Raw genomic sequence first — 232 nt, forward strand, 5'->3', positions numbered from 1 at the left:
ACGTGGTGGCCGCGTGCCTGTCCAAGGACCCGCACACCCGGCCCTCCGCCGAGCAGGTGCTGCTCCGCCTGCTGCAGCACTCCGCGCCCGGCCCGTCCATCCTGAGCGAGGCCGCCGCGGTGGCCGCCCCGGAAGGACCGGCGCCCGCCGCGGGCGGACCCGCGACGCCCCCCGGAGTGCCCGTACCGCCGCCGCCCCAGCCGTACCCGACGGACCCCGGGGCCTATCCGTA

Annotated in this window: 1 pseudogene; it reads left to right on the forward strand. The window is 79.3% G+C overall.

The annotated features are described in order from the left end of the window. Positions 1-232, forward strand: a pseudogene (locus tag IMZ11_RS44885) (serine/threonine protein kinase); the annotation flags it as partial.

It is taken from the genome of Microtetraspora sp. AC03309, from assembly GCF_020826795.1.
Lineage (GTDB): Bacteria > Actinomycetota > Actinomycetes > Streptosporangiales > Streptosporangiaceae > Microtetraspora > Microtetraspora glauca.